At 57.6% G+C, this 18,601-nt stretch carries 20 protein-coding genes; 2 read left to right on the top strand and 18 right to left on the bottom strand.

What is annotated here, in order from left to right; genetic code table 11:
* Positions 1 to 24: 24 nt before the first annotated feature.
* The 10 genes from GXM22_RS07515 to GXM22_RS07470 all read right to left on the bottom strand — a co-directional run bounded on the left by GXM22_RS07515 (position 25) and on the right by GXM22_RS07470 (position 8,505).
* Positions 25 to 828, bottom strand: a complete 804-nt coding sequence (locus GXM22_RS07515; protein WP_035394439.1) for a TlyA family RNA methyltransferase — start codon at positions 826 to 828, stop codon at positions 25 to 27.
* The gene (gene dxs, locus GXM22_RS07510) at positions 825 to 2,702 is read right to left on the bottom strand and encodes a 1-deoxy-D-xylulose-5-phosphate synthase (protein WP_005934168.1); all 1,878 of its coding nucleotides are present in this window, start codon (positions 2,700 to 2,702) and stop codon (positions 825 to 827) included. The genes GXM22_RS07515 and dxs overlap by 4 nt, the downstream gene beginning before the upstream one ends.
* Positions 2,703 to 2,738: 36 nt before the next feature.
* On the bottom strand, positions 2,739 to 3,209 hold the full coding sequence (locus GXM22_RS07505) for a divergent PAP2 family protein (protein WP_005934165.1): 471 nt from the start codon (positions 3,207 to 3,209) through the stop codon (positions 2,739 to 2,741).
* A 28-nt stretch (positions 3,210 to 3,237) separates the two neighbouring features.
* Entirely contained in the window at positions 3,238 to 4,119 is an 882-nt protein-coding gene (locus GXM22_RS07500) for a polyprenyl synthetase family protein (RefSeq protein WP_097771969.1), read from the bottom strand.
* Positions 4,120 to 4,131: 12 nt separating this feature from the next.
* Positions 4,132 to 4,347, bottom strand: coding sequence for an exodeoxyribonuclease VII small subunit (gene xseB, locus GXM22_RS07495; protein WP_223383781.1), 216 nt, complete (start codon positions 4,345 to 4,347; stop codon positions 4,132 to 4,134).
* Positions 4,325 to 5,548: an exodeoxyribonuclease VII large subunit gene (gene xseA / locus GXM22_RS07490; RefSeq protein ID WP_005933704.1), complete on the bottom strand. Its 1,224-nt coding sequence runs from the start codon at positions 5,546 to 5,548 to the stop codon at positions 4,325 to 4,327. The genes xseB and xseA overlap by 23 nt, the downstream gene beginning before the upstream one ends.
* Positions 5,539 to 6,477 carry a tRNA (adenosine(37)-N6)-threonylcarbamoyltransferase complex transferase subunit TsaD gene (locus GXM22_RS07485; RefSeq protein ID WP_005933703.1) on the bottom strand — a complete coding sequence of 313 codons (939 nt, stop codon included), beginning with the start codon at positions 6,475 to 6,477 and terminating at the stop codon, positions 5,539 to 5,541. The genes xseA and GXM22_RS07485 overlap by 10 nt, the downstream gene beginning before the upstream one ends.
* Positions 6,474 to 6,917 (bottom strand): transcription antitermination factor NusB, encoded by a 444-nt coding sequence (gene nusB / locus GXM22_RS07480; RefSeq protein ID WP_005933702.1) that lies wholly within the window; start codon positions 6,915 to 6,917, stop codon positions 6,474 to 6,476. Before nusB ends, GXM22_RS07485 begins: the two co-directional genes overlap by 4 nt.
* A gap of 19 nt (positions 6,918 to 6,936) precedes the next feature.
* On the bottom strand, positions 6,937 to 7,317 hold the full coding sequence (locus GXM22_RS07475) for an Asp23/Gls24 family envelope stress response protein (RefSeq protein ID WP_005933700.1): 381 nt from the start codon (positions 7,315 to 7,317) through the stop codon (positions 6,937 to 6,939).
* A 78-nt stretch (positions 7,318 to 7,395) separates the two neighbouring features.
* Positions 7,396 to 8,505, bottom strand: a complete 1,110-nt coding sequence (locus tag GXM22_RS07470) for a hypothetical protein (RefSeq protein ID WP_097771970.1) — start codon at positions 8,503 to 8,505, stop codon at positions 7,396 to 7,398.
* A gap of 69 nt (positions 8,506 to 8,574) precedes the next feature.
* Here GXM22_RS07470 and GXM22_RS07465 point away from each other — a divergent pair, with 69 nt between their 5' ends.
* Together GXM22_RS07465 and GXM22_RS07460 are read left to right on the top strand one after the other, a co-directional pair.
* Positions 8,575 to 8,862 (top strand): YabP/YqfC family sporulation protein, encoded by a 288-nt coding sequence (locus GXM22_RS07465; protein ID WP_242651575.1) that lies wholly within the window; start codon positions 8,575 to 8,577, stop codon positions 8,860 to 8,862.
* A complete protein-coding gene (locus GXM22_RS07460; protein ID WP_005932880.1) occupies positions 8,774 to 10,012 on the top strand; it encodes a sporulation protein YqfD in 1,239 nt (412 codons plus the stop codon). The genes GXM22_RS07465 and GXM22_RS07460 overlap by 89 nt, the downstream gene beginning before the upstream one ends.
* A 36-nt stretch (positions 10,013 to 10,048) precedes the next feature.
* Here the strand turns inward: GXM22_RS07460 and GXM22_RS07455 are convergent, their stop codons facing one another.
* The 8 genes from GXM22_RS07455 to GXM22_RS07420 all read right to left on the bottom strand — a co-directional run bounded on the left by GXM22_RS07455 (position 10,049) and on the right by GXM22_RS07420 (position 18,539).
* Positions 10,049 to 10,426, bottom strand: coding sequence for a tetratricopeptide repeat protein (locus GXM22_RS07455; RefSeq protein ID WP_005932878.1), 378 nt, complete (start codon positions 10,424 to 10,426; stop codon positions 10,049 to 10,051).
* Position 10,427: 1 nt separating this feature from the next.
* A complete protein-coding gene (hslO, locus tag GXM22_RS07450; protein ID WP_005932877.1) occupies positions 10,428 to 11,339 on the bottom strand; it encodes an Hsp33 family molecular chaperone HslO in 912 nt (303 codons plus the stop codon).
* Positions 11,332 to 12,093, bottom strand: coding sequence for a class I SAM-dependent DNA methyltransferase (locus GXM22_RS07445; protein ID WP_005932875.1), 762 nt, complete (start codon positions 12,091 to 12,093; stop codon positions 11,332 to 11,334). Before GXM22_RS07445 ends, hslO begins: the two co-directional genes overlap by 8 nt.
* Positions 12,094 to 12,096: 3 nt before the next feature.
* Complete coding sequence (gene yihA, locus GXM22_RS07440) at positions 12,097 to 12,708, bottom strand: ribosome biogenesis GTP-binding protein YihA/YsxC (RefSeq protein ID WP_005932873.1); 612 nt, start codon at positions 12,706 to 12,708, stop codon at positions 12,097 to 12,099.
* Between the two features lie 15 nt (positions 12,709 to 12,723).
* Entirely contained in the window at positions 12,724 to 15,174 is a 2,451-nt protein-coding gene (gene lon, locus GXM22_RS07435; protein WP_005932871.1) for an endopeptidase La, read from the bottom strand.
* Between the two features lie 123 nt (positions 15,175 to 15,297).
* Positions 15,298 to 15,846 carry a Gx transporter family protein gene (locus GXM22_RS07430; protein ID WP_005932869.1) on the bottom strand — a complete coding sequence of 183 codons (549 nt, stop codon included), beginning with the start codon at positions 15,844 to 15,846 and terminating at the stop codon, positions 15,298 to 15,300.
* Between the two features lie 19 nt (positions 15,847 to 15,865).
* Entirely contained in the window at positions 15,866 to 17,761 is a 1,896-nt protein-coding gene (locus tag GXM22_RS07425; RefSeq protein WP_005932868.1) for an ABC-F family ATP-binding cassette domain-containing protein, read from the bottom strand.
* A 37-nt stretch (positions 17,762 to 17,798) separates the two neighbouring features.
* Entirely contained in the window at positions 17,799 to 18,539 is a 741-nt protein-coding gene (locus tag GXM22_RS07420; RefSeq protein WP_099357185.1) for a YjjG family noncanonical pyrimidine nucleotidase, read from the bottom strand.
* Positions 18,540 to 18,601 lie beyond the last annotated feature (62 nt).

Raw genomic sequence — 18,601 nt, 5'->3', positions numbered from 1 at the left:
CTCCCTGATTTTATGGATTATGGTTCAGCGGTCCAGCGTAGAATGGCTGGATACCACCACCTGTTCAGCAACCGAATCATCCAGCGCACCGGGTTCATCGCTCTTCTGAACGAACATCAGATATTCAATGTTTCCCTCAGGGCCCTTGACGGGGCTGAAATCCAGTCCGCAGACCTTGAAGCCGTTGGCAGCAGCATAGCCCATGGCATTGTGCAGCACCTCACGGTGGGTGGCAGGGTCACGGACAACGCCGTTTTTGCCCACCTTTTCGCGGCCAGCCTCAAACTGAGGCTTGACCAGGCAGACACCCATAGCGTCCGGAGTGGTGATGGCCTGCGCCACCGGGAAAATATGATGCAGCGAGATAAAAGAGACATCTACACTGAAAAACTCGATTGGCTCTGCCAGCTGGTCAAGGGTCACGTTGCGGATGTTTGTGCGCTCCATATTGACCACTCGCTCATCGGTGCGCAAACTCCATGCCAGCTGACCGTAGCCCACATCCACTGCGTAGACCTTGACTGCCCCATTTTGCAGCATACAGTCGGTAAAGCCGCCGGTGGATGCGCCAATGTCCATGCAGACTTTCCCCTTGGGGGTCAGCGGAAAACACTGCATCGCCTTTTCCAGCTTCAGGCCGCCGCGGCTGACATAACCGATATCATGGCCGCGCACCTCCACCTTGGCATCCTCTTTGATCATCTCACCGGCTTTGTCTACCTTCTGTTCATTGACAAAGACCACGCCGGACATGATCATCGCCTTGGCGCGCTCACGGCTCTGGATCAGACCATGCTGAACCAGATATTGATCCAAACGAATCTTCAAGATTCTGCTCCTTTCCATGTACGGATGGCCTGTGCCAGATGTTCAGCATCCAGGCCGGTGCTCTGCTTGATCTGCGGAACCGTCGCATGGGGCAGACGCACATCCTCCACACCACGGTGGATATAAGCACCCTGCCAGCCTGCTTTCTGCAGAGCCATTTCCAGATGCTCACCGATGCCGCCGCAGGCTACGCATTCCTCCGCAAACAAAACAACGTCATATCTTGAAATTTCAGAAATAAGCTCAGGTGTAAAGGGATATATCTTTACAAGCTTATAAACATCACAGGGAACGTTCTCTTTGCCCAGAAGCTTCGCCGCAGTCAGCACATCCTCGACTTCGTCGGCGTAACTGACCATTACAGCCTTGGCATCAGGGGCGGTATAGAGCCGGTCATATTCCCTGCCGGAACAGCCAAACTGCGCCAGTGCTACGCTCTCACCACCGCGGGGATACCGGATTGCCCGGGGGCCCTGCATCTCATCACTGAGCAGGATGGGCAGCCAGTGCCGCAGTTCGGCATAGTTGGAGGGCGAATAGACAGGGATCCCCACCTGACTGAGGAAGGCCGGGTCGAAGATTCCCTGATGGGTCTCGCCGTCTGCCGGAACAAAACCGGCACGGTCGATGGCAAGGACAACATTCTCCTTCAGCAGGTTCACATCATGGATGATCTGGTCATAGGAACGCTGCAGGAAGGTGGAGTAGATGCAGACTACCGGCAGCATTCCCTGGCTGGCAAGGCCCGCTGCAAAGGTCACAGCATGCTGCTCTGCCATGCCCACATCAAAGAAGCGCTTGGGGTGGGTGTGTGCAAAGAACTGCAGGCCCGTACCATACTTCATTGCGGCCGTGATGGCACAGATCTTCTGGTTTTCCGCGCCCTCCTTGTTCAGGACATTGCCGAACACCGTCGAGAAAGACTCCTTGGGAGCCACCTCAGGGTCTGGGATGCTGTTGACCAGATCAAAGGTCGAAACACCGTGGAAGTTACCGGGGTTGCTCTCAGCCGGGGCATAGCCCTTGCCTTTCTTGGTCACGACATGTAGGAAATGGGGGCCGGGCTGCCTGTGGATATCGCGCAGGATTCCTTCAAGCTCCGGCTCATTGTTACCATCAAAAGGACCATAATAGTGGAAGCCCATATCCTCAAACATGGTCGAATGATACATTGCCCTGCGCACCATAGCCTTGCTGTTCTGGATCGCAGATTTCAGCGGCGGGCCGATGACAGGCACGCCATCCAGAAAGGAACGCACATTTTCCTTGGCATCGTAATAGCGGCTGGTGGTGCGCAGATGGCTCAGGTAGCGGGACAACGCGCCCACATTCTTGGAAATGGACATCTTGTTGTCGTTCAGGATGACCAGCAGATTGTCCAGCCCGCCGATATTGTTCATCCCCTCGTAGACCATACCGCCGGTAAAGGCACCGTCACCAATGAGGGCAACCACCTGTCCCGGCTCGCCCCGCAGCTTTTTGGCCCAGGCAATGCCCACAGCCAGCGAGAGCGCGGTGTTGCCGTGACCGGCAATAAAAGCATCATGCTCACTTTCGTTGGGGTTCGGGAAACCGGAAATGCCATCCAGCTGCCGCAGCTTGGCAAAGCCCTCGCGGCGGCCGGTCAGCAGCTTGTGGGTATAGCACTGATGGCCCACATCAAACACGATCTCATCCGTGGGGGTGGTCAGCACCCGGTGCAGAGCCACCGTCAACTCCACAGCACCCAGATTGGATGCCAGATGGCCGCCGGTCTTTGATACGTTATCCAGAAGAAATTCACGGATTTCTGCGCAAAGCTGCACGGTCTGCTGACTGGACAGCTTTTTCAGATCGCTGGGCTGAGAGATTTTCTCCAGCAAAGGCGAATTCATAAATTCACGTCCTTCTCACGTTTTGAAATGGGGCGCTCAGAGGCCCATAGGATAGAGGAAGCCGACCAGTATACCCAGTGCAAAACCGGCCATAACCTGCAGCGGAGTGTGACCAACCATCTCTTTCAGGTGCATATTCTGCAGGAAGGGATTGTTTTTCTCGGTCACTTCGATCCACTGCTCCAGCATCTTGTTCAGCACCTTGGCCTGCTCGCCGGTCTCGCGGCGCACACCCATAGCATCGTGCATGGTGATGATGGCAACAACTGCGGCCACCGCAAAGATAGCCGAATGGATACCCTCGCTGCGTGCCGTAGCAATGACCATGGCCGTTACCGTGGCGCTGTGGGCACTGGGCATACCGCCATCGCCCCACATCCGCTCCAGCTGGAACCTGCCCAGCAGGACGAAGTTGATGATGGTCTTGAGCACCTGCGCCACAAACCAGGACAACAGGGATACTGTAAGGATCTCATTGAACGTCAGGACGCTATGGATAAATTGCATGGTAGTTCCACCTTCTTATTTTTTCGGATCAGCTGCGGCGCACCAGCAGCTCTTTTGCCAGCTGCTCCAGGAAAGCGGCCTTTTCGCCAAATTCCTCGTGCAGGGAGGCGCAGGTCTCGTTGTTCAGTTTTTTTGCCAGCTCCATGGCACCCTCGGCCCCATACAAGGTCACAAAGGTGGTCTTGCCGTTCTCACTGTCGCTGCCAATGGGTTTGCCCAGCTGTTCGGCGGTGCTGGTCACATCCAGCACATCGTCCACGATCTGGAACACCAGACCAATGCCGAAAGCATAGTCCTCCAGCTCCTTGCACTGGGTCTCATTGGCCTGAGCAGCGGCAGCACCCATCTGAACAGCAGCATTGATGAGCGCACCGGTCTTGTTCCGGTGGATCAGCCGCAGCTGCTCCTCGGTGGCAGCCAGTGCCTCATATTTCAGGTCAAGCTCCTGCCCGTAAACCATGCCATGGCTGCCCGCACCAGCGCCCAAGGCCTTTGCGGCCTGCACACTGACAATGGGCGAAGCCGGCGCATTTGCGACCACGTTGAACGCCTCGGTCAATAGTACATCGCCGGCCAGCATAGCAGTGGATTCACCAAAGGCCTTGTGGCAGCTGGGCTTGCCCCGGCGCAGGTCATCGTTGTCCATGCAGGGCAGGTCATCATGGATCAGAGAATAGCAGTGCAGCATCTCGACCGCCGCCGCAAATTGCTCGGCTGCTTCAGCGCTGCCGTTGAGCATATCGCACACGGCCAGAACCAGCACTGCGCGGATGCGTTTGCCGCCGCCCAGCAGGCTGTAACGGGCAGCCCGGCAGACCTCAGATTCCTCGGGCAAAAAAGTCTCGCAGGCCTTTTCCAGTGCCTGATTTGCCCGGGCAAGATACTCTTGATACTGCTTCGCGTAATCCATGAAACTTCCTCCTTAATGTGCGGCATCCGGCCGGGGGGCCCGCTGCGCGTCGATCTCATCCAGCTGCAGCGTGGCCTTTTCCAGCGTACCGTTACAATAATCCATCAGGGATGCGGCTTCGGCATAGAGTTTGACCGATTCCGCCAGCGTTGTTTCCGGCTGCTGCATCTGTTCAAGGATGGCTTCCAGCCGGGTCATTCCATCCTCAAAGCTTTTGGGTGCTCTCATCCAGTTCCTCCACTGTATTGACCGTGCAGGTCACGCGGTGTTCCGTGCCCCGGAGTTTACAGGTCTGCCCGGGCCGGAGCGCATCCGGCGTGCAGATCCTTCCCCTATTGTCCTGCACCATGGCATAGCCGCGGGCCAGCACACCGTAGGGGTTCAGGGATGCGGCAAGTGCTGCCGTATGCTTCAGACGCAGCTCTCCGGCCTGCAGCTTACCTCTGGCGGCAGTTTGCAGCCGCCCGGCCAGAGTATCCAGGCGGGCAGCACGTTCCTCCAGCGCTGCCTGTACACCAGCACGGGAAAGCAGCTGTTCGGTCTGTTCCAGCCTATTATAACATAAACTCAGCTTAAATTGGATACAATTGTGAATATTTTCTTCCAAAGTGCATAATTTTCGTCCTTGTTCGGCACGGTCGGGCACAGCAAGCTCTGCCGCCGCTGAGGGCGTGGGCGCGCGCTGATCTGCCACAAAATCCAGGATCGTAAAATCGATCTCGTGACCAATGGCGCTGATGAGGGGCGTTTTGCAGCGGTAGGCCGCCCGGGCAATGACCTCGGCGTTGAATACCCACAGATCCTCCCGGCTTCCGCCGCCGCGCGCTACAATGATCTCGTCCACCAGCCCGCTTTTGTCCAGCCGGGTAATGGCATCGGCGATCTCCTCTGCCGCTTCAAAGCCCTGCACATTCACAGGAGCCAGCAGCAGACGCACTGCGGGCCAGCGCCGACCGATGACATTGCGGATATCCTGCAGTGCAGCACCGGTCTTGCTGGTAACAAGGCCGATACACTGCGGGAACCGGGGCAGCGGCTTTTTATGCTCCGGTGCAAACAGTCCTTCTTTGTCCAGTTTTGCCTTCAGCTGTTCAAAGGCCAGCTGTGTCGAACCGATGCCGTCCGGAAACATGTCGTTGACATAGACCTGAAACGCACCGTCCCGCTCGTAGAGGGTCACACGGCAGCGCACCACCACCTTCATGCCCTCTTCGGGCTGGAAGCCCAGCCGCCGCGCATCGGAGCGGAACATCACAGCCCTGACGCTGGCGGCTTCGTCCCGCAGGGAAAAGTAGCAGTGCCCGCTCCGGGCGTTCTGCACAAAGTTGGCGATCTCGCCCCGCAGGGCCAGATCGAACAGAACATCATTCACGTCCAGCAGATTCTTGACGTACCGGTTCAGGGCCGAGACTGAGATCACTACAGCCATAATCCAGCCCCCTGTGCGGCAAGAATGGACACACCGATGGCGTTGTCGCTGGAATACTGCCCGGGCACGAAATACACCTGCGGCAGGCGCTGCTGCACCCAGGCGCGGATGATATCACTGCTCATCACACCGCCCGCACAAACCACCGGCAGGCCGGGGTATTCCTTCTGGGCGGCTTTTGTCATCTTGACCACAGTGTCTGCCACACAGAGCAGGCAGTATTTGCAGACATACTCCGGGGTTTTGCCCTCATTCAGCAGGGCGTTGCACTGATTTTCCAGCCCCGAAAGACTGCACTGCATCCCCTTCACGCTGGATCTGGGCTTAATGGGTTCCTCACACAAGGCAGCCAGACGGGAAACTTCCACACCTGCCGGGAAGCCAAACCCCAGCTTGACCCCCACACGATCCACTGCCTGCCCGGCGTATAGGTCGGTGCTGGTGCCCAGTGTGGTGATTTCTTTTACCTCATTGCAGAGCAGAAGATCCGTTGTACCGCCTGAGATGTGGAAGAGCAGCACTTTCTGGCGGAAGAGTTCTTCCCCTTTTGCTGCAAACAGCGCTGCCGCCGCGTGTCCCTGCTGATGGGTGGTATGGATGAGCGGGATGCCCCGGGCCTGCGCAAAGGCTGTGGCCGCGCTGACACCCGCCAGGAAGCAGGGCATGTAGCTTCCCTCCACGGGGCGCGGTTTCTGGGAAACACCCACTGCCGAGATTTGGGTCAGATCAAACTCCCGGCCAAGCTCCTCCAGCATCTCGGGCAGAGCCGCGGTATGGTGGAAGAGCGCATCACTCTGCCGCAGGCCCAGTTGGCCCTCCTTGACCGGCAGAAAACGTTTCTTTGCGCAAACAACCTCTCCGGCTGTGTGAAAAACCGCCAGAGAGGTTGCATAGTTGCTTGTGTCGATGCCCAGCGTATAGTGGCTCACTGTTCTTCCGACTCCACCGGCTCCGTATCCAGACCCTGCTCACGGGCAACAGCACCCAGCAGACCATTCACGAACTGATAGTCCTCATCTGCGCCGTATTTCTTGGTCAGCTCCACAGCCTCATTGATGACAACACCGGGCTTACGCTCGTCGCCATACAGCATCTCAGCCAGAGCCAGACGCAGGACAGTCAGGCTGACGCGGGGCAGGCGCTCCATGGTCCAGTTGCGCAGATGGTCACGGATGAGGTCATCCACCTCTGCAGAGTGGCTGTAATAGGCACTCAGCAGGCGCTGGCCGAACACATCCACAGGACGCTCTTCGCCACACTCGTTGTTCGTATCCAGTGCTTCCTGCAGGGGCACATCACCAAAGGTCTGGGAAAAAGCCAGCAGGAACGCATTCTCACGGGCTTCACGACGGGGCAAAATATTTTCCATAATCTTCCTCTTCTACTTTTTATTCCTGTTCCTCAGCCGCAAGGCCGGCAATGACAAGGTTCACACGGCTTACCGTGACATTGGTCATGTTCTGAACAGCAGACTTGACATTCTCCTGTACCTTTTCGGCCACAGCAGGGATCTTTGCACCAAACTTGACCACCAGATTCAGGGTCAGTTCAGCGGTGCCGTCCCGCATCTCCACGGTAACAGGGGGCTGGATACTGGCAGCAGCCAGCAGCTCCTTGACCTTTTTGTTCTGCTTACCGCAGGAGACCTCGGACACACCGTCCACTTCCAGTGCAGCACAGCGTGCGATCTTGCCGATGACCTCGGTGGAAATTTGCAGGCTCCCGCCCTTAAGATCCATATTCTGTAAATCCATTCTATGGTCCTCCATCTAAAATAAGCGTGTGCTCATTTATTTTATTTCCATCTGTTCAGGGAAGCTTCCCTGTCATTGAATGCTTACGTCTTATTATAGCAAAGTTTTGGAATTTATACAACACCCACCTGCATTTCTTGCCATCTGTTTCTGTTCAACTTGACGGATTCCACTGCGCAAAGTGCAGACTGCCATACAACACACTGCAAAAACGAGCAGGGCACAATCCGGCGGCACCCGCCGCATCAAAAGGACCCGGGCAGGCAGAGTACTGAACACGTCCGCCTCCCCGCCCGGCAGCAGCAGATAGAACAGGGCCAATGAAAGCGGCAGATGGAGCATCCTGGCCCGGTAGAGCGGGCGCAGGGTCATTTCCGGCGGGCAGATGGTGCGCACCTGCAGCAACACGGAAAGACCCTGCACGCTCAGTGCTGCACAGCAGAGCAGGCTCCCCCATCGTCCGGTGCGGGAGGCCAGGTCACAGCCGGAGCAGACCTCCAGCAGAATGGAACAGAGTGTGCCCGCATCGGCAGGCAAAAGCGCCCCTGCCCCGGCGGCCAGCATCCGGAAAAAGAGGATAAAACCGCAGAGCTTGCAGTACGTTATGGCGGCATCGGCCAGGATCTCATCCAGCCGCGGCGGTGCAGGGGATGCTGGCGCTGCAGATCCCAATTTGACCGAACGCACTCCTGCAAACCGGTTCAGCAGGGCGGCGGTCAGATAATTTGCGGTGATCTGTGACGCAAACAGCAGCACGCCAAGCTCTGCACTGCCCAGCAGACTCTGCCCTACCGTCAGAACCACAAAGGATGGCCCGGAACAAATACAGGCAGGCAGCAGAGCGTCCGCTTCCTCAGCCGTAAGCTGACCGGTCCTGACTGCTTGCGCCGCAGCACTGGCCGCTGGTGCAAAGCCACCCAGGAACCCGATGCAGAGCACCCGTGCTGCACAGGGTGTGCGGATGCCGATGCCCCACGCCGCCAGACGGAACGGCAGGGCCAGCAGGTCGCTTTCCGGGCATTGGATGAGTAAGCGCGATACCACGAGAAACGGGAACAGCGAGAGCAGCAGCGGCCCGCTGCAGAGGGTCAGCCCTTCCCGCAGAGCAGCGGCACAAACCTCCGGCACTGCAAACGGCAGAATCCCTGCCGCCAGTGCCAGCAAAAACAAACCCATCTGATCCCATCTGAAAAGCTGATTCATACACACGCCCTCCGGTTCCATATATATGTGATACGGGGCGCAGTTTTGCCCGGCGGGGAGGGAGCGGGTGTGAAACAGCAGAAAACCGGGCGGCTCTCCCTGCGCGGCTGGTTTGGCCGGATGCTGCGCCAGCCTCCCCGGGGCTTTTACGGCCAGCCCTCTGTCTATCTGAGCGGAGGTGTGATGGAGATCGAGCACTTTCGCAGGGTGCGCACCTATGAGGAGGGCAGGCTCTGCCTGGAATTCGCGGGCGGGTTGTTCACCGTGTATGGGGACGGGCTTAGAATCGAAACGCTGGCCGCTCACCGAATTACCCTGCGGGGGCGGTTTTTACGCACAGAATTTTCCAGCAATTAGGGAGGGATGCAGCATCTTACAGCTTTGGGCCGGGGCAGCATTTTCTGCCCGGAACGGTGATACCGAGGGCCTGCTCTCCGAAGCTGCACGGACAGGCCTGCATCTCACCGACATCTTCCCTGCTCCCGGCGGCTTTACAGCCCGATGTGCGGCATGGCGTTACCTCCGGCTGGCAAAACTTGCCCGCAAGCGGCGGGTGCATCTGTGCATCCGCAAAAAGACAGGGCTGTTTTTTCTCCTGCGGCCCTACCTCCGGCGGCGGGGGCTGTGGGCCGGGCTTTTGCTGTTTGTGCCGCTTTTGCTTTGGTCACAGGGCCTTGTCTGGGCTGTGGATGCTTCTAGCCTGACGACCGGCCAGCAGGCGCGGGCCGCTTCCGTGCTGCGGGAAACCGTTTTCCTGATGCCGGGCAGTATCGTCACGCAGGAAAAACTTGCCGCCGGGGAATATGCTCTGCTGCAAAGCGGTGAGTTCTCGTGGGTCAGCCTGAATTTTCTGGATGGGCGGCTGGAACTGGAAGCGGCAGAAGCCAAACCGGTGCCGGAGATCGCCGCCGGAACGCTCCATGGCCTGCGGGCAAAGACTGCGGGTACGGTGGTCAACACAAACCTTATCAGCGGGACGATGCTGGTGGTTCCCGGGCAGGCAGTGGAAAAAGGCCAGGGACTCATCGGCACTGCCCGGGCTGAACGGAACGGCACGCTGATCTTTCAGCCTGCCGCTGGAAGCGTCCGGGCACAGTTCGAGTGGGAGTTTGCGGAAGAGCTTCCACTGACGGCTGCCGCATTCCAGCTGACCGGGAACACTGTTGTTCAGCGAAGGCTTTTCCTTGCCGGGCGGGTGTTCCCATTGCCTTCCCTTTTCTCTCCTGCGGACGATTCCACGGCGGTCACACGGCATCTTCAACCGGAGCTTCTGGGGCTGACGCTCCCGCTTTCCGTCGAGGAAACCACCTATTACGAACAGGCAGAAAGTGAAGTTCATTCCTCAGAGGATGAAGCCAGAGCACTGGCCCGTCTGCATGGCTTACAGGCCTTGCAAAATGATTACCCGGACGCAGAATTTGTGGCGCAGAAAGTAGATGTCACAACCGAGAACAATATGCTGCATTACCGGGTGGTCTACACCATCATCGCTGACATCTGCACCTGAAAACGGCCCGGAGTTTTTCGCTCCGGGCTATTTTGCTTATTTAATCTTTTTAATTTTTTCAAGTGCTTCCTTTTGTCGTTGACTTGCCGCCCGAACATACCACCGTTCTGCCCATTTCAAATCCTTCGGCACAACAATTCCATTTTCATAGAACCAGCCAAGATTGAACTGTGCATCACGGTCGCCATGTTGTGCGGCGCGTTCCGTCCAATAAAAAGCTTTTTCTAAATTTTTCTGGACACCGATGCCTTCCAAGTAAAAATATCCTACTTGGCATTCTGCCAGCGGATACCCCTTCTCTGCAAGTTGTAAATGCCCTCGAAAACATTGTTCATACTGACCCGTTTTCCAGTAGCGCTCAATCAGTTCATTGCAGGCATCAAATTCTTTGCAAGGCGTGTAATAACTTTCCATCTCAGGCTTCCGGTTCCTGCGTTTCGGCCTTTTCCTTTTTGTAGGCGGCCTTTTCTACCAACTTATTCAAGTCAAAGTGGTACTTGGTGTGGCAGAAATGACAGACGACCTCGCAGTCAGGGTCCTCATCCCGGAGCTTTTCCAGCTCCTTGCGGCCCAGGCTCAGCAGCATCTCTTCGGTACGCTCTTCACTGCAGTCACACTTGTACTGCACCTCGCGCTCATCCAGTACATTGGGGTTGAAGCCTGCCAGTGCAAGGTTCATCATATCCTCTGGGGTCTTGCCTTCCCGAAGCAGTTCAGTAACGGAAGGCATTGCGGCGATGTTCTGCTCCAGCTGGGTGATCTCGGCATCGGTGGCACCGGGCAGCAGCTGCAGCAGGAAGCCACCCGCGCAGGCAATGGTCAGGTCAGTATTCACCAGCACCCCCAGAGCGCAGACGGTAGGCACCTGCTCACTGTAAGCATAGTAGCTGGTCAGATCCTCGGCGATCTCGCCGGAGACCAGAGGCACCTGGCCCACAGTGGGTTCTTTCTGCAGGCGGTTGTCACGGATGACAGTCAGCACGCCGTTTTTGCCCACAGCACCGCCCACATCCAGATGGCCGTTTGCTTTCAGAGGCAGCTCTACCAGCGGGTGGTCGATACAGCCCTTGACATTGCCGGTGCCATCGGTACAGGCAACAACCGTGCCGGTGGGGCCGCCGCCCGCCACACGCAGCGTAATGGAATCGCCATCGTCCTTGAACATGGAGCCCATCAGGGACGCACCGGTGAGCAGGCGGCCCAGGGCTGCGCTGCAGGTCGCACTGGTGTGGTGCAGCTGCTCGGCCGTGCGGACAATCTCAGTGGAGTCCACACCGCAGAACACAACACCGCCGTTTTCAGAAATACCGCGGATCAGATTAGACATTTTCTTTTTCCTCCAATTGGGTATACTGCTTGACGGCACAGAAGAAATAGCGTTCGCTCTCTTCGGTCAGGGGGCCGAAGCTCTCACCGTCGCAGACCTTTTCCAGCACAAAGCCGTGCTTTTCCAATGCGGCTTGGATGGTATCCAGGTCATAGGTATATTCATAGAACTGTTCATGGAAGTGTTCACCGGTCTCGCGGTAGTCGATGTCCACCGTGATCTCCACCCGGCGGTCCGCAGGGTGATAGTGGTTGCGCCAGACGCAGGCAGCATCCTCTTCCTCAAAGGTAAATACATTTTCCCCCAGCACCTTCTGGTGCTTGTAAGGGGTATTCATATCAAAGAGGAACACGCCGCCCTCTTCCATGAAAAAAGCCGCGTTGGCAATGGCGGTATCCAGGTCAGGGATGTGGTTGAAGGTATCGAAGGTAGACACCGCACCCCGGATGGTGCCGTAGAGGTCAAGCTTGAGCAGATCCTGCTGCAAAAGCAGCAGCTTGCCGGAAAGGCCCAGCTGTTCCGCCTTATCCCGCACAACACAGAGCATCTCCTCGGACTGATCGATGCCGATCATATCATAGCCCGCCTGGGTCAGCATCAAGGTCAGCTCCCCTGTTCCACAGCCCAGATCGGCCAGAATGCCATCCCGGATATCGTGGGCATTCAGCTCCTGCCGGATCTGCTCATAGAGGGCATCATAGTCGGCTTCGCCGTTGAATTCATCATAGAAATAGGCAAATTCATTGTAGGCCATGGTTTACTCCGCTTCCTCGTCATCGGTGAACTCAGCCGCCACGGCCTCGTTCAACACCGCCTGCAGCTCCGGGATGCCGTAGCCGTTCTCGCCGCTGGTCAGCACCACCTTCTGGCAGCCATAGGGCAGGCAGACCTTTTCAAAATCCTCCTGTGTCTTGGCCAGCTGGCTCTTTTTGAGCTTATCTGCTTTGGTCAATGCCACAACAAAGGGGATCTGATGGTAGTGCAGATACTTCAGCATCTGCAGGTCATCTGCGCTGGGGGCATGGCGGCAGTCGATGAGCTGCACCAGCAGGGTATGATGCCGGGGAGCCTCAAAATAGCTGTTGATGAGGTCATCCCAGCGCTCGCGGTCTGCATTGCTGACCTTGGCATAGCCATAGCCGGGCAGATCCACAAAATAGCAGTTGTCCACCTCATAGAAGTTGATGGTGGCCGTTTTGCCCGGTGTACTGGACACGCGGGCAAGGTTCTTGCGGTTGCACAGCTTGTTGATGAGGCTGGACTTGCCCACGTTGGAACGGCCTGAGAAGCTGAGTTCCGGACGGTCACTTTCGGGCAGCTGGCTGGAAATGCCGTAGCTTGCAATAAAATCCGCTTTGTTGTAGTTCATCGTTTGCTCCTTTGATTAGCAGACAGCCCCCGGCTTCGGTTTTTCCGGTGCGGGCGGGATGGCCGCTTCCACCGGCTTCGCCTTTTTGGCGGGGTGCGGATGACGGGCAGAAACGCTCTTGGGCTTAAGCAGAGCGGCATTGAGCACCTGCGCGAGGTCAGACATGGGCAGGAAGGTCAGATTCTTCTTCACCTCGTCATCCACCTCGTACAGGTCCGGAACGTTATCCTTGGGGATGAGCACAGTTTTCATCCCCTCACGGTAGGCAGCCATGCTCTTTTCGCGCAGACCGCCGATGGGCAGCACATTGCCGTGCAGGGTGATCTCGCCGGTCATGGCAACATCACCGCGCACCGGGATGCCGGACAGACAGGACACCAGAGCCGTGGTCAGAGTAACACCGGCGCTGGGGCCGTCCTTGGGCACGGCACCCTCGGGGGCATGGATGTGCAGATCGCACTTTTTCAGCCGCTCAGGGTCGATGCCGTATTCCTCGGCGTGGACACGGACATAGGTGATGGCCAGCTGGGCACTTTCCTTCATCACGTCGCCCAGCGAACCGGTGACGGTGATCTTGCCGCTGCCATTGTCCATGACCTGCACCTCGATGGGCAGGGTCTCGCCGCCGATGCTGGTCCAGGCCAGACCGTTGGCAATGCCGATGGCATTGGTCCGGTTGAGAAAATCGGGCTTGACGAAGCGGGGCCCCAGCAGCTCTTCCAGGCTGCTGCCGGTCACAGAGACGTTTTCCGCCTCGCCGGACGCGATCTTGCGGGCGCACTTGCGCAGGACACTGGTGATGGTACGTTCCAGAGTGCGGACACCGGCCTCACGGGTGTAGCCGTCAATGATGCCGTAGAGCGCGTTCTGGGAGAAGGTGACTTTCCCGGCCAGACCGCAGGCCTTGAGCTGCTTGGGCACCAGATGCTTGCGGGCAATGTTGTATTTCTCCACCCGGGTATAACTGGGCAGCTCAATGACATCCATGCGATCACGCAGAGGGCCGGGAATGGCGCTCAGATCATTTGCCGTGGTGATAAAAAGCACATGGCTCAGATCAAACGGCATATCGATAAAGTGATCATTGAAGGTGGTGTTCTGCTCGGGATCAAGGGCTTCCAGCAGGGCAGCGGCCGGGTCACCCCGGAAATCGCCCGCCAGCTTGTCGATCTCGTCCAGCAGCATCAGGGGGTTGGAGCTCTTGGCGGAGATCATGGCGTTGATGATCTTGCCGGGCATGGCCCCGATATAGGTGCGGCGGTGGCCGCGGATCTCTGCCTCATCCCGCACACCGCCCAGGCTGATGCGCACATACTTGCGGTTCAGGCTCTCGGCAATGGAGCGGGCAATGCTGGTCTTGCCGACACCCGGAGGGCCGACCAGGCAGATGATCTGCCCCTTGACATCCGGAGCCAGCTTACGGACAGCCAACACCTCAAGAATGCGGTCCTTGACCTTCTTCAGACCGTAGTGGTCGCGGTCAAGGATGCGCTGTGCCTTGGCGATATCGAGGTCGTCCTCGGTAAAGCTGTTCCAGGGCAGATCCAAGCAGGTGTCCAGATAGGTGCGGATGACCGTTCCTTCCTGGTTGCTGCTCTGCATCTTGGCAAGGCGGTCCACTTCCTTGAGCAGTTTCTTCTCCCGCTCCTCGTCCAGATGCAGCTCCTGGATCCTGCGGCGGTACTCCTCGGCCTCTGCCGTGGTATCATCGTCCTCGCCCAGCTCCTGGCTGATCATGTGCATCTGCTCATGCAGGTAGTAATCACGCTGGTTCTTATCCATGGCCTCGTCCACTTTCTGGGCGATCTCCTTGTCGATCTCCAGCATCCGGCGCTCCCGATGCAGGCGTTCCACCAGCAGGCGCAGACGGCCGATGAGGGTGCTTTCCTCCATCACAGCCTGCTTATCCTCAAAGCGGAAGAGCAGATTGGCAGGGATGTACTCGCACAGGAAGGCGGGGTCGTTATTCGAGGTAACGGCAAACACCACGTCCTTGCTGATGCGGGGATTCATGGAAAGCACCGCGTCGAAGCTCGTTTTTACGTTGCGGAGCAAGGCCTCCGCCTCGGTCTCCTCCTCTGCCTTGATGGGGCGCACAGGAGCCGGCCGCACCGATGCCAGCAGGAAGCTGCCTTCGGTATCCAGCTCAGTGCGCTTGGCGCGGAACTTGCCCTCCACCAGAATGCGCACCAGATCATCCGAAACACGCATGACCTGCTTGATCTCGGCCACAACGCCGTACTGGTACATCTCCTCTGCCTTGGGGTCCTCAGCCTTCATATCCTTCTGCGCAATGAGGAACACCTCGGATTTATTCCGCACGGCCCATTCCACAGCGGCAATGCTCTTGTCACGACCTACCTCAAAATGCAGCAGGTTGTTGGGGAACACCACCAGCCCACGCAGGGCAATGGCGGGAAGATGGAGGATATTGCGCTCCACCTTGACAGTCACTTTTTCAGACATAAACTCATACCTCCCAGCTGCCCCGCGCCAAAGTGCGCTATCCCGTGGGCAGTTTTTTTGTTGGGTAAAAAATCAGATTTGATTTATTATATCGGATTCCGGCCCCGGTTGCAACCGGACGGCTCATCCTTTGCGGTTTTCCTGGATATTATAACCCAGCCGTCCCAGCGCAGGCAGCATGGCCCGCAGGGTGACACTGGTGAGCATTCCCATCACAAGACCCAGCACCAGCATAATCGGTGCATAGTAAAGGGACACTGCTGTGGAAAGGATGACACTGGCTCCCAGCAGCTGGCCGATGTTGTGGGCCAGCGCGCCGCAGACCGACAGGATGAACCAGGTAGGCCGCAGCGGGCAGTGATAGTAGAGCAGCCACATCACCAGCAGTGAGAGCAGGCCGCCGCAGAGGGAAAGAAAACCTGCCGTCCAGCCGGAGACCAGAAAGACGAAGAACGCCTTCAGCACATCCAGCACAAGGGCCTGTTTTGACCCCATGAAGAACAGGGCATACATCACCACAATATTCGCCAGACCCAGCTTCATGCCTGGCAAAAGCCCGGGGATGACCAATGTGCCCTCGATGAAGGAAAGCGCCATCGCCAGAGCAAACAGCAGGCCTGAAAGGGCGATGCTGTGCGTTTTGTTGTAATTGCGGCGGTTATAGGGCATCATTGTTCTCCTTTGCAGCAGATTATTCTTCACCAGCAGCCTGTTCGTACTGCTCCTGCTCTTCCATTGCCTTTTCCCAGGCAGCAAACAGCTCCTCCTGATGGAAGCGCAGATCACTGAGCTCATCGCTCTTTTGGCGGAGCAGATCGGGGTCATTGTAGACCTCCGGGGAGTTGATCTCATTGTCAAGCTCCACTTCCCTTGCCCCGCAGGCTTCCATTTCATCCTCGCAAGCCTTGATCTTGGCCCGCAGCTCCGCGCGGCGGCGGCGCTGCTCTTTGCCGTAACCGGCCTTGGCGGGCTGATCCCCGGCTTTTTCCGGAGCGGCAGCAGGAGCAGCACGGCCCATCAGGGCATCGTAGCTCGGATACAGGGTGGCCTTGCCATCTTCCAGATAGAGGATGGGACAGCCCAGACTGTTCATCAGATGGCGGTCATGGGTGACCATGAGCAGGGTCCCGGTGTATGCCATCAGGGCCTCGGTCAGGTTCTCGCGGGTGTAGATGTCCAGGTGGTTGGTGGGCTCGTCCAAAAACAGCAGATTGGGCCGCTCCAGCACGATCTCAGCAAAGCGCAGGCGGGCCAGCTCGCCGCCCGAAAGTGCCTCGCAGGGCTTGAACACTGTCTCGCCCCGGAAACCCAGCTTTGCCAGATGGCTGCGCACTTCCAGCTCCGTCATCCGGGGATACTTGTTCCAGATGACATCGATCACCCGGCCCTGTCCCAAACGGTTCTGCTGCTGGGCAAAAATGCTGGGCCGGGCTCCCGTACCCAGCCGCACCATGCCGCCAGAGGGGCGGCGCTTACCATCCAGCACCTGCATCAGGGTGGATTTACCCGCACCGTTGGGGCCTGCGATCACCAGCCGCTGACCCCGGCAGACCGTGTAGGTAAAAGGTTCCAGCAGGGTGCGCTCCCCGATCCTGATGGTCAGGTTCTTCATCAGCACCAACTCATTCCACGGCTCCACATCATACTCAAAGCGGAACTTGAGCTGGTTTGTTTCATCCTTTGGTGCTTCCGTGATCTCCAGCTTTTCCAGCTGTCTGCGGCGGCTCTGGGCCATCTTGGTGGTGGAAGCGCGCACAAGATTGCGGTCTACATAATCCTGCAGCTTTTCAGCCAGTGCTACATCTGCATCGTGCTGCTTCTGGCGCAGGGCATCGGCAGCTTCCTTCTGGGGCAGATAGGCTGAGAAGTTGCCCTTATAAGTGGTCATGGTCTGGAAGGAGACCTCCCAGATCCTGGTGCAGATATTGTCCAGGAAATAGCGGTCATGGCTGACGACCAGCACGGCACCGGAATAGCCCTTGAGGTAATTCTCCAGCCATTCCATGGTGGCAAAATCCAAGTGGTTGGTGGGCTCGTCCAGAATCAGGACATCCGGCTTTTCCAACAGCAGCTTTGCCAGACGAAGGCGCGTCAGCTCACCGCCTGAAAGCACAGCGATATTCTTCGTCCAGGTATCCTGCGCAAACCCCATACCAGACAGCACCTTTTTGATGTTGACGTCCATATTGTAGCCGTCAGCGGCATCAATGATGTTCTGCAAGGCATCGTGCTGTTCCAGCAGAGAGGCATCCTCCGGGCTGGCGGCCATTCTGCGCTCCAGGATCTGCATCTGGGCCATGGCATCCAGCACATGGGCAAAGCAGGAGCGCATCTCACCATAGATATCCAACGTGGGGTCGAGCTTTGCATTCTGTTCCAGATAGCCAAGCGTCACACCATGGGTCACACTGAACTCACCCTCGTAGTCCGTATACTCGCCGGTCAGGATCTTCAGCAGGGTCGTTTTGCCTGCGCCGTTCTGGCCCACGATGCCGATGCGGTCCTCCCGTTCGACACTGGCCGTGACATCATGCAGGACGATCTTCTCGCCAAAGCTCTTGCCCAGCTTTTCCAAATGTATCAGCATTGTTCGTTTTCCAATCTCTCACACAGGCCGCACAGCATTACAGCTGGTGGCGGCGATTCTTCAGGCCCACATTGGCCAGTTCCTCCGGCTCCATCACCAGCGGGTAAAGCTCTTCCAGACTGCTGATTTCATAGGTAGGAACGACCTTGCCGGGATTCTCGGCGTGGTTGGGGTTATACCAGCAGGTATCCAGCCCGGCGTTCACACCGCCCTGCACATCACTGCTCAGGCTGTCGCCCACCATCAGCACATGCTCACGGTTCTCCACGCCCAGTGCACGGAGCGCAGCATCAAAAATCTTGCGGTTGGGCTTTTCACTGTCCATTTTTTCAGAAACGAACACATCCTCCACAAAATCCAGAATGCCGGATTCCCGCACACGGCGGCTCTGCACCCGGTCAAAGCCATTGGTCACCACAGCCAATGTTGCCACTTCGGAAAGCTCCCGGAGCACGTCCAGCACGTTGGGAGCTGTCAGGTCAGGGTGGGTAGAGAGCTGATCCAGATAGAATTTGTTCATCTCCACACCGTTGCCTGCGGCATTCACTGCCTTCAGAAAGCGGGTGAACCGCTCCCCCATCAGCTTGTCCCGGCGGATCTGGCCCTTTTCCAGCTGCCGCCAGAGCTCTTCGTTGATGGTGCGGTAGGTCTGCACCGTCTCGGCATCCGGCTCAATGCCGTACTCCCGCAGGGTGTCAGCCAGCGCCTTGTTTTCCGCTGCATCAAAATCCAGCAGCGTATTATCAGCATCAAACAGAACACAGTAGTATTTTGCCATGGTTCATTACCCCTCTTTCACACTTGCGTCATTTTCCGGGACGCTTGTCCCCGATCACCGGG

The organism is Faecalibacterium duncaniae, assembly GCF_010509575.1.
Lineage (GTDB): Bacteria > Bacillota > Clostridia > Oscillospirales > Ruminococcaceae > Faecalibacterium > Faecalibacterium duncaniae.
The sequence above is the reverse complement of the archived record's forward strand: the minus strand, read 5'-3'. Positions and strand labels throughout refer to the sequence as shown.